The sequence below is a fragment of the Chitinophaga rhizosphaerae genome, assembly GCF_003958645.1.
GTDB classification, from domain to species: Bacteria; Bacteroidota; Bacteroidia; order Chitinophagales; family Chitinophagaceae; genus Chitinophaga; species Chitinophaga rhizosphaerae.
Window position 1 is genome coordinate 300,935 of the sequence record NZ_RXLO01000001.1, and the last position, 13,943, is coordinate 314,877.

Sequence of the window (13,943 nt, forward strand, 5' to 3'; positions counted from 1 at the left end):
GCGCCATTAGCCCTGTATAGGTTGCGTTAGGAAAAGGCGCAAGGCCTGCAACAATGCGTTCATTTACCGGTTTTGCCATGATCCGGATTCCACACATCCCGTGTAGGTGCCCGATATCTATTTGCCGGCGCAATTGCGATCGCCCGGAACGATGCGCGGATGGAAATTTTGTGCCTGCACTTCCCGGTGATGGGCGGATGCCCAGCGGATTTCAGCAGGAGCAGGGATAGCTTTGCGGGACGGTGGGATTATTGGCCATCATCGTGCCGGAGCATGATGTCTGCAGGGATTCGGGTGCGGGGTTGATAATGCTGTACCACATACATTTTGTCGCCGGCGGGAATTACCTGGCGGGAAAGATCGGGCCGGAAAAGATGAACGGGACCGCTGACACTGATAGATGCATGTGTAATACCATCTTCTGCAAGGCTGTCGATAAATTCTTCGAGGATAATTTTCAGTTGGGCGGCCGGGTTATTTTCCATATGCATGTTTTGGGTGAAAGGGAAACGCCAAAAGATTGGCAGGGTCTCATTTGCCACCGTAGCCTGATGGCTTCCTGTTTATAGCAATATAAGTGAAAAAATGCACGCAGCCTCACATACGAGGTCAATATATTTTCTGCTTTTCTTCAATTTGCCCGGATGGATGAAATCCGGGACGATAAATTGCTGAAAGCCCTCGGCGCGCGCTTTAAACAGCTGCGCGAAGAAACGGGCATGAGCAACCGTGAGTTCGCGGATCACGCCGGCATCGGCCATGCACAAATCAACCGGATAGATACAGGACAGGTCAACGTTTCCATCAGTACCCTCAGCGCCATCGTCAAGCAACTTGGCATTTCTCTCAGCGAATTTTTTCAGGGTTTGTAGGGTTGTGGCCCAACTAACCGCACCATTGATTTACACCAACAAGTTTGAATTATTCCCGGAACGGAATTCGTTCTGCATATATCCTCATTAGTTACTGGAAAAATAAAACCGGCCGCATCGCAGGACGCGGCCGGTTATCGGCTTTGCAAGAATATCAGGTTCAGGAAGCGCCCAGCGATCGCAGCGCCAGCCAGGCCATCAGTCCGGCGCCGATTTCGAGCGACTGCTCATCTGCGTCGAATGTGGCGGTATGCAGCCCGGACGTAATGCCACGTTCCGCATTGCCCACGCCTAGCCGGTAAAAGCAGGCATCCGCCACCTGGGAATAGGATGCGAAATCTTCCGCCGCCATCCAGATAGGAAGGTCTACCACATTGTCTGCGCCCATGTATTCTTCCGTAAGGGCCCGCACTTCCGCCGTCAACGCTTCATGATTGATCAACACGGGATAGCCTACACGAATATTCACATCGCAGCTTCCGCCCATTCCTTCCGCAATGGCATACGCGAGTTTACGGATACGGTCGTGCGCATCGAATCGCCAGGTTTCGTCGAGCGTACGGAATGTACCGTCGATGATCACTTTGTCGGGAATGACGTTGTGTGCGCCATCGGCGATCACTTTACCGATCGATAGAACCGATGGCATGGTAGGGTTGGCGTTGCGGCTCACGATTTGCTGGAACGCGATGATCATGTGGCTGGCGATGATCACGGGATCGACGGTAGTGTGGGGCATGGCGCCATGGCCGCCCTTACCGTACACTTCGATATAGATCTCATCCGCACTGGCCATATACCGCCCCGCCCGCATCCCGATCTTGCCCACCGGCAGTTCGGGCATCACGTGCTGCCCCAGGATGCGCGCGGGCGCGGGGTTCTGCAACACACCTTCCCTGATCATCAGGCTCGCCCCTCCGGGAATGCATTCCTCGCCGGGCTGGAAAATGAACTTCACCCGGCCGGAGAATTCGTGCCGCAATTGCAGGAGGATTTCTGCAACGCCCAGGAGCGAAGTGGTATGCACATCGTGCCCGCAGGCGTGCATGACACCGGGGGATTGCGATTTGTAAGGCACGTCGTTCAACTCCGTGATCGGCAGCGCATCGATGTCGGCACGCAGCGCGATCACGGCGTCTGACGGGCCTTTCGTTCCCTCCAGTATCGCCACGAGGCCCGTGTTGGCCATACTTTTATAGGGGATGCCCAGTGCATCGAGCTTTGCGGCTATGAAGGCGGCGGTTTTTACTTCCGTGAACGATAGTTCCGGGTTGGCGTGCAGGTGCCGGCGCGTGGCTACGGCCTTGTCCTGCAAACTGCGGGCGATGTCCCGGATCTTTTCCTTCAGCATATATGCATTAAATTTTGTCCTTTTCGAGGAAAGCGCGCACGAATTCGTCGTCGGTATGTTCCGGATATTCGCGCATCACCCTTTCGATCTCTTCGGCCTGGCCCGGCGAGAGCACTTCATGGTCGCTCAGGCACCAGGTCCCTTCCATCAACCCCTGTTTCCGCAACACTTCATGCAGCCCGGCTATGGAGCCTTTGAAGGAATGGGAAGGGTCGAACAGGGCCGCGTTCATGTCCGTCACCGCGATGTTGGTGCTCATGAGGCCCATATCTGCAGGGTTCGACCGGATCTTGTTGAACAGCTCCACCACTTTGCTGGTCCAAACCGACCAGTGGCCCAGTAATCCGCCGGCGAAACGCTTTTCCACGATCTTCCCGTTTACGGGAATGCGGTAGGTGGTCAGCAGATCGGCCACGATGTTATCGTCGTTCCCCGTATACATCGCGATTTCGTCGCAACGTTCGGAGTGGCAAACGGCGCGGAACACGTCGAGCGTCTGGTAGCGGTTGAAGGGAGCCGTTTTAATGGCGAGCAGGTTGGGGATATCGGCCATCCTGCGCCAGCAATCGTAACTCAATATACGACCTCCTACAGAAGGTTGGAGATAAAATCCGAAAACGGGGAGCACTTCCGCCACGGCCGCCACATGTTGCACGAGCTGCGTTTCTGAATAGTCTTTCAGTCCGCCCAGGCTTACGAGCCCGATATGATACCCGAGATCCCTGGCGATTCCGGCTTCCTTCACGGCCTGTGCGGTAGGCCCTGCGATGCCGGCCACGCGGATGAACGGACGGTTCAGCCGAGCTTTGCCGATTTCTTCGGCAGCGAGCCGGAGCACGCGTTCGTAGAGGTTATACTGTGGCCAGCGGATCTCGAATTGGGTGGTATGCACGCCCACGGCCACGCCGCCTGCGCCGGAGGCGATATAGTATCGGGTGAGCCGGCGCTGGCGGGCTTCGTCGAGCTGCCGGTCTTCCGTAAGTGCCAGCGGATGGGCAGGGATGACCGTGCCGCTGTAAAGCAGTGATTTGATGGATGCGTCCATATGTATGCGAATCGTAGTTGTGTTTTTTAGAATTTGCCCGTTCTGGTCTGGAAATGGGTAGGTTTTTTGATGGTGGCGCCGCCGCTCTGGTACCATTCGAGCGTCATACGGATCATATCGCGAAGGGTCACTTTCGGGTATCCGAACAGGCGGAAGCTTTCGGCGGCGTTGTTGAGCAGGGCTGTGTCCTGTTCCGAGTTCAGGAACTGCGGCGTTTTGCCGGCGAGTTTACCGAATTCTTCCGCGATCCAGCGAACGGAAGCCGTTTCAGGGCCCGTGATGTTGAGGAATTTGGCGGGAGCGGAAGTATGCAGGAAGGAGCGGAGCGCATATTCGTTCGCATCGCCCTGCCAGATTACGTTTACGTGACCCATGCGCAGGTCGATGGGCGATCCGTTCACGACGGATTTGCAGATCTCCAGGAGCACGCCGTATCGGAGATCGTTGGCGTAGTTGAGGCGGTAGATGAGCAGTTCGGTGCCGTATTGTTGCGAGAAGTGCTCGAAGATACGCTCGCGGCCGAGGCAGGACTGGGCGTATTCACCAACCGGGCCAACGGGCGTGCTTTCGTCTGCACCGCCGGAATACACCGGCACGAGGGGATACACGTTCCCGGTGGAATACACTACGATCCGGGAGTTACGGTATTTTTCCGCCACGCGGCCGGGGAGATAGGCGTTCATGGCCCAGGTGAAGGCTTCCTTACCGGTGGTGCCGAATTTGGTGCCGGCGAGGTAAAGCACGTTTTTAGCGTCGGGCAGCGCGGCGAGATCGGCTTCGTTCAGCAGGTCGGCGGCGATGGCTTCCACACCGGCGGCTTCCAGTTCTTCGCGGAGACCGGGCTCGGAAAGCCGGCTCACACCGATCACGCGGCGGGGAACGCCGGATGCGTCTACGGCCTGTTTGGCCAGTTTGGCGAGGCTGGGGCCGATCTTGCCGCCAACGCCGAGAATGAGGATGTCGCCTTCGAGGCGCGCGATGTCTGCTACCAATGCTTCGGAAGGCTTCAGCAGCTCTTCAACGGTGGAGAATATTGCGTCCATGTCGTATAGTTTGCGAATTGATTATGAAAAGAATAATGTTTTGACGTTGCTGGCGGCGAGGATGAACATGAAAATGAGGCCCAGCGCACCGAAGAACTTCACGTACGGCGGGTTTTTCATGGCGCCCATGATCTTTTCGTCGTTGGCGACCAGGTACAGCGCCACGCCAATGAAGGGAACGATGAAAATGGTGACCGCCTGCGCCAGTACGATCAGTTGGAGCGGCAGTTTCCCGAAAGAAAGTGCGACGGTTGCCCCGAGCGCCATGATGACGCCGATAAGGACCCTTACTTTGCCCGATTGCAAGGAACCCCCGAACCCGAGCGCGTCGCCCAGCAGCGTGCCGCCCAGTGCGGCGTTGCCGATCATCGCGGAGAAAGAGGCGCCGAACAGGCCGGAAAGGAACAGCGCAGAAGCGAAGTTGCCGAAGATCGGCTCCAGGGCGATGGCCATGTCCGTCGCTTTGGTGACGTTGATGTGGTGGCTATGTAAAACTGCTGCGCTGCACGACATAACGATGGCCGCGAGGATACCGAGGATCACCATGCCCGGGATGGCTTCCCGCCCCGTTTGCCTGGCTTGCGGATTGATCCGTTTGCGCTCCTGGACGAGGTAGGCCTGGTACAGCGCGCCCACGATGGAGAAGCACGAGGCGATGAAGGCGATGGTCAGTTGCAGGGAACCTTCCGGGAGCGAAGGCACTGCAAAACCTTTGGCCACATCCGGCAGGGAAGGCTGGGTGAAGAAGAACGTGGCGCAGAAGGCGAGGAGCATGAGCCCGATGAGCGCGATCATGACCTTTTCCAGCGACTTGTAGAAACTGCGGAAAAACAGCATGACCATTGCGGCGAGGTTAAACACGATAATCCAAATGGCCGGTGCGGTTTGCGTGGCTTCGCCCACGGCGATCCCTATGCCGATGGAATTGCCCGCCTGGAATGAGGCGCACACGAAGAAAACGCCCACGCCGATGGCGATGCGCGCGCCTTTGCCCCATTTTCTACCGATGGTGGTGAGGGCGGATTCGCTGGTGGCGATGCCGACCCGCGCAGCCATCACGGCGAAAATGATCATAAAGAAAATAGCGACTACCACCAGCCAGAGCAGGGCATAGCCATATTTGGCGCCCATCATGGAGGCAACGGTGATCTTGCTGGGGCCGAATACGAGCGCGGCCGTGATGAGTCCGGGCCCTATGGCCTGCAGCCAGGCTTTACCGCGGCTGGCGGCGGGTGCGGGAGTGGAGCGGACGGTAGCTGTCGAATCTTCCATAAACGTTTTTTTATGCGATGACCTGGTTGTGTTTCTACGGGTGCGTACACGGCGTCTGCTTTACTTTGCAGGAGCAGATTTCAGGAATACGTGGATGAAAACCGGGTACGTACCCGAAAGTACAAGTCAATTCCGTAATTTGCAAATAAATTTCAACGGGAGGGGATAATTTGAAATAAGCAACGCATTAATATAGGAGAACGGGCAAAATATTTTTTCCTCCCCGTTTTCCTTGGAAATATCCGATTAAAATTATTAACTTCCGGGTGCGTACCCGATGTTACTGGGTATTTGATGAAATACGGTTGCAGGACAACCGTTTTTTAAGGACCGGGTTACGGGTACGTACCCGAAATTACCGGGCCCCTTGTCGAACCAGATCTACCGCGTAATTAATCATTAGAAGAGAAAGTTCCACCATGCAGCCACGCTACGACCGCCGACAGTTCCTCCAGACCATGACCGCCGCAGGCATCGCCACCGGCCTTACCACCAGCCCGTCCCTCCATGCCATGGCCCTCGCCGCCGATCCCGTCCGCATCGGCATCATCGGCTGCGACACCTCGCATGCCGTCGCCTTCGCAAAAAGTTTCAATAAAGATATAGTGACGCCCGGCCTCGAAGGTTTCCGCATCGTAGCGGCGCTCCCCGAAGCCAGTCCCGACATCGAAAACAACCAGAAACGTATGCCGGGATTCGTGGAAGAACTGAAAAAACTCGGCGTGGAAATCGTGACCGGCATGGACGCGCTCCTCGCCAAATCCGACGTAGTGATGGTAGAGTCCAACGACGGGCGGCCCCATCTCCGGCAAGCCCTGCCCGCCATCCGCGCCGGCAGGAAAGTGTTCATAGACAAACCCCTGGCCGCTTCACTCGCGGAAGGCATAGAAATATTCAACCTGTCCGAAAAACACAACGCGCCCGTATTCTCCGCTTCGTCGCTGCGGTACGTGGATAATGTGCAGGCCGTGGCCGGCGGCTCCATCGGCAAAGTGTTCGGCGCCGAAACCTTCAGTCCCTGCGCGCTCGAAAAAACGCATCCCGATCTTTACTGGTACGGCATCCACGGCGTGGAAATGCTCTGCACCGTGATGGGGACCGGCTGCCAGACGGTTTCCCGGACCTCCACGGCAGACGCCGACGTAGTGGTAGGGGTTTGGGAAGGAGGACGGATCGGTACTTACCGGGGCATCCGCGGCGGCAAGCAGGATTACGGTGGCAACGCCTTCGGCGGGAACAGCATCGTGCCGCTGGGGCCCTACAAAGGCTACGAGCCGCTCCTGTTGAAGGTCGCGGAGTTTTTCCGGACGGGAAAGCCTCCCGTTTCCCGCGAAGCCACCCTCGAAATCCTCGCGTTCATGGACGCGGCCGACGAAAGCAAGCGCAGGAAAGGCGCGCCGGTTTCCGTTGCGGCGATGTTCGGCCGAGTAAAGGAACACAAACGCTGATCAACCTTAAAATCCACCTTATGAAAAATACACGCAGATCGTTTTTGAAACAAACCGCGCAAGGCACGGCCCTCATAGCCGCCGGCGGCATCCTGCCCGGCTTCAGCGCCAAAAGTTACGCCTCCATCCTCGGCGCCAACGAGCGCATCCGGGTGGGCATGATGGGTGTAAATGCCCGTGGACTGGCCCTTGCGCAGAACTATGCGAAACAGCCTGATTGTGAAGTGGTATCCGTTTCCGACGTAGATACCCGCGCCAGCGAAAAGTGCATCGCCAAAGTAAACGACATCCAGAAAAAGCAGCCGGCCAATATCCCGGATTTCCGGAAAGCACTGGAGCAAAAAGATATGGACGCGCTCATCATCGTCGCGCCCGATCATTGGCACGCACCCGCCGCCATCCTCGCCGCCAAAGCCGGCAAACACGTATATCTCGAAAAACCCTGCAGCCACAATCCACATGAAGGCGAACTGCTCGTTGCCGCGCAGAAAAAATATAAATCCGTTATCCAGATGGGCAACCAGCGCCGCTCCTGGCCGAATGTCATCAAAGGCATCCGGGAACTGAAAGATGGCGCCATCGGCCGCGTTTACTTCGGGAAAGGATGGTATACCAACAACCGCCAGTCGATCGGCCGCGGAAAGGAAACCCCCGTTCCCGGATGGCTGGATTACGACCTCTGGCAGGGCCCCGCGCCCCGCAAGGCTTTCCGTGATAACCTCGTTCACTATAACTGGCATTGGTTCTGGAATTGGGGGACAGGCGAAGCCCTCAACAACGGCACCCACATGATCGACCTGCTGCGCTGGGGGATGGGCGTGGATTATCCCATCCGGGTATCTTCCGCCGGCGGCAGGTACCGGTACGAAGACGACTGGGAAACGCCGGACACACAGGTCATCAACCTCGAATTCGGCAACAACAGCAGCATGGCCTGGGAAGGCCGGAGCTGCAACGGGAAACCGCTGGAAGGGAATACCGTAGGCGTCGTGTTTTACGGCGAGAAGGGTTCGCTCATGATCGACGGTAATGCTTACACCGTTTACGACCTCGACGGTAAAGTGGTGAAAGATGTGAAAAACGACATGAAGATCGACGCGCGCAACCTGACCAATCCCGCCGAAGCGCTGGATGCGCTGCATTTCCAGAACTTCTTCTCCGCCATCCGCAGCGGCGCGCCGCTAAACAGCGACATCCTCAGCGGTCATCAAAGTACATTGCTCTGCCAGTTGGGCAATATCGCACTCCGTACGCAAAGCACGCTGCATACCGACCCATCCAACGGACGGATCAAAAACAACGCAGCTGCGCAGAAATTATGGAAAAGGACATACCAGCCGGGCTGGGAACCAACAGTATAAACCCGTAAATCAAACCGATGCGGACACATACCGGCATGGTAGACCCCGGCTCGCTGAGCAGGCGGGATACGCGCATATCCATCCTCATTATCGGGATGCTGTTTTTCATCTTCGGCTTCGTGTCGTGGGTGAACGCCATTCTCATTCCCTATTTCAGGATCGCCTGCGAACTGACGAGCCTGCAATCGTATCTCGTTACGTTTGCGTTTTATATTTCTTACCTGGTGATGTCGGTACCTTCGTCGTACCTCTTGCGGTCGACCGGTTTCAAGCGGGGGATGATGATCGGTTTCTGGGCGATGGCGCTGGGCGCTTTCCTCTTCGTGCCGGCGGCCCTCATGCGGGCGTATCCCTTGTTCCTGCTGGGGCTTTTCACCCTGGGAATAGGGCTGGCCGTGCTGCAAACCGCCGCCAATCCCTATATCACGATCCTGGGGCCGAAGGAATCCGCCGCCCAGCGCATCAGTGTGATGGGGATCTGCAACAAATTCGCGGGCATCATTGCGCCGCTGATCTTCGCCGCGGTGGTCCTCCGGGTTTCGGATACCGACCTGGAGCGCACGCTGCCGGGCATGGGCGCAGCAGAAAAAACTGCCGTGCTGGACGCGTTCATCCGCCGTGTGATCGTTCCGTACACCGTGCTGGGAAGCGTGTTGTTCCTCCTGGGCCTCGTGGTGCGGTATTCGCCGCTGCCGGAGATCGATACGGAAAACGAGAGCATGGAAACGGCGGCCGTCAACAGCGGCAAGAAAAGCATTTTCGAATTTCCGCACCTGATCCTGGGTGCCGTAGCGATATTTTTGCATGTCGGCACGCAGGTCATCGCGATCGATACGATCATTTCCTACGCCGGCTCCATGGGCATCCCGCTCCTCGAAGCCAAAGCGTTCCCGTCGTATACGCTGGGCGCCACGATCGTGGGGTATTTCATCGGGATCCTCCTCATCCCGAAATTCGTGAAACAGGTGAATGCCCTCCGCTTTTGTACGGTACTGGGAGCCGTGCTTACCGTCTGCATCGTGAACATGCGCGGCATGGTGCACGTTTTCGGGCATGAAACGGATGTGTCGATATGGTTCGTGGTATTGCTGGGATTGGCCAACTCGCTCGTTTGGGCGGGCATCTGGCCGCTGGCGCTCGACGGCCTGGGCCGCTTTACCAAGCTGGGCGCCTCGGTCCTCATCATGGGGCTTTGCGGCAACGCGGTGCTGCCGCTGGTGTATGGATTTTTCGCGGATATGACAGGGGAACGCGATGCCTACTGGGTATTGCTGCCCTGTTACGCTTACCTCATGTATTACGCATTTCACGGGCATCTGGTGCGCAGCTGGAAGCCGTCTCACAGGGCCGTTCCCTCAACACCCGAATATGAATACTCCGAAGATAAAAATCTTTAACGGCCGGATCATCACGCCGTACCGCATTATCAACGGTGGTACGGTGCTGACGGAGGGCAACCGCATCCTGGCGTTGGCGGAAGATGATATTCCCGTTTCCGGCGCCGTGGAGATCGATGCGAAAGGGCAATACATTTCGCCCGGTTTCATCGATATACACGTGCATGGCGGCGGCGATGCGGATTTTATGGACGGGGACACGGCATCTTTCCTGAAAGTTGCAGAAACGCATATCCGGTATGGCACCACGGCCATGACGCCCACTTCGCTCAGCGGCGATACCGACAGCCTACGGCGTACCATTTCCAACTACGAAACCGCCCATCCGCTCAACCGGAAAGGGTCGGAATTCATCGGCATTCATCTGGAAGGGCCTTACTTCGCCATGAATCAGCGCGGCGCGCAAGACCCGCGCTACATCCGCAACCCGGACCCCGCAGAATACGCGTCCGTGCTGGCGGATACTACGTCCGTCGCGCGTTGGAGCGCTGCCCCCGAGCTCCCGGGCGCCCTCGCTTTCGGCGATTATCTCCGCCAGCGGGGGATATTACCCGCCGTGGCGCATACAGACGCCATTTACGAAGAAATGCTCGACGCCTGGGAGCACGGCTATTCCCACGTCACACATCTTTATTCGGCGATGTCGGGCGTTACCCGGCGGAATGCCTTCCGTTTCGCCGGCGTCATTGAAAGTGCGTTCCTGCTCGACGATATGACCGTGGAAATCATCGCTGACGGAGTTCATTTGCCGCCAGCGCTGCTCAAACTCGTCTACAAATTCAAAGGCCCGGAAAAAACCGCCCTCATCACCGACGCCATGCGCGCCGCCGGCATGCCCCCGGGCGAAAGCATCCTCGGCAGCCGGGAAAACGGACTGAAAGTGATCGTTGAAGATGAGGTGGCGAAACTGCCCGACCGTACGCAGTTTGCGGGAAGCGTGGCTACGGCAGACCGGCTCGTGCGCAACATGGTGAAACTGGCGGATGTGCCCATGGCCGACGCCGTGCGCATGATGACCGCCACGCCCGCCGCCATTATGAAAGTTTCCGGGAGGAAGGGATCCCTCGCCACGGGGAAAGACGCGGACATCGTGCTGTTCAACGAAGACGTGCGCATCGATACGGTGGTCCGCGGCGGAGAAATCCTTCATCGCGCCGCAAACGCCCGGTCGGTGCTGCATCTGCCAACACAAGGATAAAAACGACCACCATACCACCGCTGCGGCAGCCACAGAGCGCCGTCCGGCATCAAAAACCTGTCAACATATGCATACATACCAACGAATCAATGTACACCAGTTTGAGGACAGGCGCCGGATGGGCGCTGCCGCGGCGGCTGCGGTGGCAGGGCGGGTGCATGCGCTCCTGCAATCCCAACCTTACATCAGCATGATCTTCGCCGCTGCACCTTCGCAACAGGAATTCCTGGAAGCCTTCCGTGCTGATCCGTCCATTCCCTGGGACCGCATCCACGCGTTCCATATGGACGAATACATCGGCCTTCCCGCCAACGCGCCACAGGGATTCGGTAACTTCCTCAGGGAGCGCCTTTTCGGGCTCGTACCGTTCAGATCGGTGCATTACCTCGACGGACAAACGAACGACGCGAATGCGGAATGCGAGCGCTATGCCGGGTTGCTGAACGGAGGAACGGATATAGTTTGCATGGGAGTGGGGGAGAACACGCACATCGCGTTCAACGACCCGCACGTGGCGGATTTCAACGATCCCAAACTGGTGAAGGTGGTAGACCTGGACGATGCCTGCCGGCAACAGCAGGTGAACGACGGATGTTTCGCGTCGCTGCAAGACGTGCCCACGCACGCGCTGACGCTTACAGTGCCAGCATTGTACCGCGGAACCTGGATTTATTGCATGGTGCCCGGTGCTGCAAAAGCGGAGGCGGTACGGCACACGCTGCAATCGCCCATAAGCGCGCAACATCCCAGCACTATCCTGCGGAAACATCCGCGGGCGGCGCTTTTCATCGATAAAGACAGTGCTGCGCTGCTTTAGTTTTTGTAATACATGTAGTTTTCGCGGGTGATGATGTCGATCGGCATGAAGTGTTCCTTTTCGACGGGCGCGCCCAGCACGAGGTGCTGATACAGCGTCATGATGCCGCGATAGGCCTGTTCCTGGGGCTTTTGGCAAATGAGGAAATCGATCATGCCTTTCTGGAGCCACGAAACGTTTTCGGGGAGGAAGTCGTACCCCATCACCAGGATATCCTTTTTTCCGGCAGATTCCAGGAATTGCGCGATGAGATGCACGCGGGAACTGGTCACGAAAATGGCTTTGATGGACGCGTCGGCCGCGAGGGCTTCCGCTACCTTCTTTTCTATGGATTTCTCGTTGCTTTCGGGGACGTCGGTTTTGACGATCCTGTCCAGCTTTTCACTGAAATACGCCCTGAAACCTTCTTCCTTCCGCAACAGGGGATGCAATCCTTCGATTTCCTTCGTCATGTTCACCATGAGGATTTTATCATCGGGCTGGAGGCAATACGCCATGAGATGACCGGCGAGGTACCCGCTGCGGAAGAGCTCCGGGCCCACATAGCAGAGACTGTTGAGACTGGGGATGTCGGAGTTGATGAATACGTAGGGAACGTTCTTTTCCTGCAGCTGTCCGCAGAAAGCGGTGGCTTCGTCTATAAAGAGCGGAGCCAGCAAGACTCCGTCCAGCAGCCCTTTCAGCAACTGCCGGGCGGCTTTCGGGAAGGAAGTGCGGTCGTTGAAATCGTAATAATACCGTTCGATCCGGACCCCCATCTGCCGGATTTCGTCTTCGGCCTGGGAAACGCCCGCCAGGAGGATTTCCCAATATTCCGTTTCCGTAGAAACCGCCGGGAGCAATATGGCGAGGTTCAATACTTTGCGCGATGCCAGCCGGCTCGCGATGATATTGGGCTGATAGTTCAGTTCCTGTATGATCTTCTCGATCTTGGCGCGTGTTTTGGCCGATACGCCCGTCCGGTTATGGATGACCCGGTCTACCGTGGCGATCGAGACCTTTGCCCGCCGCGCAATTTCCTTGACGCCGCCGGGCTGATCTGGTTGTTTCGCTTTCATGGATGTGCAGTGTACGTGTACGTACCCGAAAGTAGTGAAAAAGAATTGATTGGGATATTTTATTTTAGGGGACATGAAAACCATGTTTATTTCCCTGCTGCTGCTCGCCACCGTCGCCGGCGCGCAGGCCCAGGATTCCACGTTCACCAATCCACTCCTGACTTCCGGCGCCGATCCGTATTCTTATTTCAAAGATGGATGGTACTACTACACCCACACCACGGCCAATTCTATCGTGCTTTGGAAGACCCGCAGCCTGGCAGACCTTACATCCGCCCAGCACGTCACCATTTACAAACCCACTGAAAACAATGCCTGGTCGAAAGATATCTGGGCGCCACAGGTGCAGTTCCTCCGCGGAAAATGGTATGCCTATTTCGCGGCCACCGGCGGAAAGAACGTGCAGCACCGCATGTACGTCCTCGAAAACCCTTCACCCGACCCCATGACCGGCAACTGGACCTTCAAGGGCCAGGTTACCGACGCTACCAACAAATGGGCCATCGACGCCGATATTTTCGAATACAAAAAGGAACTGTACATGATCTGGTCGGGTTGGGAGGGAGATGCAGATAAGCAGCAGGATATTTACATCGCACAAATGAAAAATCCCTGGACGATTTCGTCGAAAAGAGTGCGCTTGTCCGTTCCGGAACACGAATGGGAGAAAAGCGGCCAGAAAGTGACGGTGAACGAAGGCCCGCAGGCGCTCTTCCACGGCAAAAAACTCATGATCGTATATTCCGCGAGCGGCTGCTGGACAGACCATTACGCCCTGGGGCTCCTCCGTTTTTCCGGCAAAGGCAGCCTCCTCGATTCCGCGCGGTGGACCAAACATCCCGAACCGATCTTCCAAACTTCGGTGGCGAATAAAGTCTGGTCGCCGGGGCATAATTCTTTCTTCAAAAGCCCCAATGGTAAGGAGGACTGGATCCTTTATCACGCCAATTCCCAGCCAGGCTGGGGCTGCGGCGGGAAACGATCTCCCCGGATGCAAAAGTTCAGTTGGACGAAAGACGGCATGCCGGTTTTCGGGGAGCCGGTGGCGGAGGGGACGGTGTTGCGGAGACCTGGAAATTAA

The 13,943-nt window shown here is 57.0% G+C and carries 13 protein-coding genes; 7 read left to right on the forward strand and 6 right to left on the reverse strand.

Annotated elements, in window-relative coordinates; genetic code table 11:
• Positions 1-248: 248 nt before the first annotated feature.
• Positions 249-485 (reverse strand): hypothetical protein, encoded by a 237-nt coding sequence (locus EJ361_RS01125; protein WP_126243504.1) that lies wholly within the window; start codon positions 483-485, stop codon positions 249-251.
• Between the two features lie 159 nt (positions 486-644).
• Here EJ361_RS01125 and EJ361_RS01130 point away from each other — a divergent pair, with 159 nt between their 5' ends.
• Positions 645-872 carry a helix-turn-helix domain-containing protein gene (locus EJ361_RS01130; RefSeq protein ID WP_126243505.1) on the forward strand — a complete coding sequence of 76 codons (228 nt, stop codon included), beginning with the start codon at positions 645-647 and terminating at the stop codon, positions 870-872.
• A 160-nt stretch (positions 873-1,032) separates the two neighbouring features.
• Here the strand turns inward: EJ361_RS01130 and EJ361_RS01135 are convergent, their stop codons facing one another.
• From EJ361_RS01135 to EJ361_RS01150, 4 genes are read right to left on the reverse strand one after another with little or no spacing between them, the layout of a single operon-like run.
• Positions 1,033-2,223, reverse strand: a complete 1,191-nt coding sequence (locus EJ361_RS01135) for a M20 metallopeptidase family protein (protein ID WP_126243506.1) — start codon at positions 2,221-2,223, stop codon at positions 1,033-1,035.
• Between the two features lie 7 nt (positions 2,224-2,230).
• Positions 2,231-3,268, reverse strand: a complete 1,038-nt coding sequence (locus EJ361_RS01140) for a dihydrodipicolinate synthase family protein (RefSeq protein ID WP_126243507.1) — start codon at positions 3,266-3,268, stop codon at positions 2,231-2,233.
• Positions 3,269-3,294: 26 nt separating this feature from the next.
• Complete coding sequence (locus tag EJ361_RS01145) at positions 3,295-4,311, reverse strand: NAD-dependent epimerase/dehydratase family protein (protein ID WP_126243508.1); 1,017 nt, start codon at positions 4,309-4,311, stop codon at positions 3,295-3,297.
• A 21-nt stretch (positions 4,312-4,332) separates the two neighbouring features.
• Positions 4,333-5,583, reverse strand: coding sequence for an Nramp family divalent metal transporter (locus tag EJ361_RS01150; RefSeq protein ID WP_126243509.1), 1,251 nt, complete (start codon positions 5,581-5,583; stop codon positions 4,333-4,335).
• A 419-nt stretch (positions 5,584-6,002) separates the two neighbouring features.
• Here EJ361_RS01150 and EJ361_RS01155 point away from each other — a divergent pair, with 419 nt between their 5' ends.
• From EJ361_RS01155 to EJ361_RS01175, 5 genes are all read left to right on the forward strand, one after another.
• Positions 6,003-7,031: a Gfo/Idh/MocA family protein gene (locus EJ361_RS01155; protein WP_126243510.1), complete on the forward strand. Its 1,029-nt coding sequence runs from the start codon at positions 6,003-6,005 to the stop codon at positions 7,029-7,031.
• 20 nt (positions 7,032-7,051) lie between these two features.
• Positions 7,052-8,392, forward strand: coding sequence for a Gfo/Idh/MocA family protein (locus EJ361_RS01160; RefSeq protein WP_126243511.1), 1,341 nt, complete (start codon positions 7,052-7,054; stop codon positions 8,390-8,392).
• Positions 8,393-8,409: 17 nt separating this feature from the next.
• Positions 8,410-9,789: a sugar MFS transporter gene (locus tag EJ361_RS01165; RefSeq protein WP_126243512.1), complete on the forward strand. Its 1,380-nt coding sequence runs from the start codon at positions 8,410-8,412 to the stop codon at positions 9,787-9,789.
• Positions 9,761-10,987 carry an N-acetylglucosamine-6-phosphate deacetylase gene (gene nagA, locus EJ361_RS01170; protein ID WP_126243513.1) on the forward strand — a complete coding sequence of 409 codons (1,227 nt, stop codon included), beginning with the start codon at positions 9,761-9,763 and terminating at the stop codon, positions 10,985-10,987. The genes EJ361_RS01165 and nagA overlap by 29 nt, the downstream gene beginning before the upstream one ends.
• Before the next feature lie 67 nt (positions 10,988-11,054).
• On the forward strand, positions 11,055-11,804 hold the full coding sequence (locus tag EJ361_RS01175) for a 6-phosphogluconolactonase (protein WP_126243514.1): 750 nt from the start codon (positions 11,055-11,057) through the stop codon (positions 11,802-11,804).
• Here EJ361_RS01175 and EJ361_RS01180 read toward each other — a convergent pair.
• Positions 11,801-12,937: a LacI family DNA-binding transcriptional regulator gene (locus EJ361_RS01180; protein ID WP_240646512.1), complete on the reverse strand. Its 1,137-nt coding sequence runs from the start codon at positions 12,935-12,937 to the stop codon at positions 11,801-11,803. The genes EJ361_RS01175 and EJ361_RS01180 overlap by 4 nt on opposite strands.
• Between EJ361_RS01180 and EJ361_RS01185 the strand changes: the two genes are divergently transcribed.
• Complete coding sequence (locus tag EJ361_RS01185) at positions 12,936-13,943, forward strand: glycoside hydrolase family 43 protein (protein WP_126243515.1); 1,008 nt, start codon at positions 12,936-12,938, stop codon at positions 13,941-13,943. The two genes, EJ361_RS01180 and EJ361_RS01185, sit on opposite strands and share 2 nt — an antisense overlap.

Bases quoted from the DNA above. Each gene is read 5' to 3' on its own strand.
- EJ361_RS01125 (WP_126243504.1), bottom strand. From the start codon at position 485: ATGGAAAATAACCCGGCCGCCCAACTGAAAATTATCCTCGAAGAATTT.
- EJ361_RS01130 (WP_126243505.1), top strand. From the start codon at position 645: ATGGATGAAATCCGGGACGATAAATTGCTGAAAGCCCTCGGCGCGCGC.
- EJ361_RS01135 (WP_126243506.1), bottom strand. From the start codon at position 2,223: ATGCTGAAGGAAAAGATCCGGGACATCGCCCGCAGTTTGCAGGACAAG.
- EJ361_RS01140 (WP_126243507.1), bottom strand. From the start codon at position 3,268: ATGGACGCATCCATCAAATCACTGCTTTACAGCGGCACGGTCATCCCT.
- EJ361_RS01145 (WP_126243508.1), bottom strand. From the start codon at position 4,311: ATGGACGCAATATTCTCCACCGTTGAAGAGCTGCTGAAGCCTTCCGAA.
- EJ361_RS01150 (WP_126243509.1), bottom strand. From the start codon at position 5,583: ATGGAAGATTCGACAGCTACCGTCCGCTCCACTCCCGCACCCGCCGCC.
- EJ361_RS01155 (WP_126243510.1), top strand. From the start codon at position 6,003: ATGCAGCCACGCTACGACCGCCGACAGTTCCTCCAGACCATGACCGCC.
- EJ361_RS01160 (WP_126243511.1), top strand. From the start codon at position 7,052: ATGAAAAATACACGCAGATCGTTTTTGAAACAAACCGCGCAAGGCACG.
- EJ361_RS01165 (WP_126243512.1), top strand. From the start codon at position 8,410: ATGCGGACACATACCGGCATGGTAGACCCCGGCTCGCTGAGCAGGCGG.
- nagA (WP_126243513.1), top strand. From the start codon at position 9,761: ATGAATACTCCGAAGATAAAAATCTTTAACGGCCGGATCATCACGCCG.
- EJ361_RS01175 (WP_126243514.1), top strand. From the start codon at position 11,055: ATGCATACATACCAACGAATCAATGTACACCAGTTTGAGGACAGGCGC.
- EJ361_RS01185 (WP_126243515.1), top strand. From the start codon at position 12,936: ATGAAAACCATGTTTATTTCCCTGCTGCTGCTCGCCACCGTCGCCGGC.
- EJ361_RS01180 (WP_240646512.1), bottom strand. From the start codon at position 12,937: ATGTCCCCTAAAATAAAATATCCCAATCAATTCTTTTTCACTACTTTC.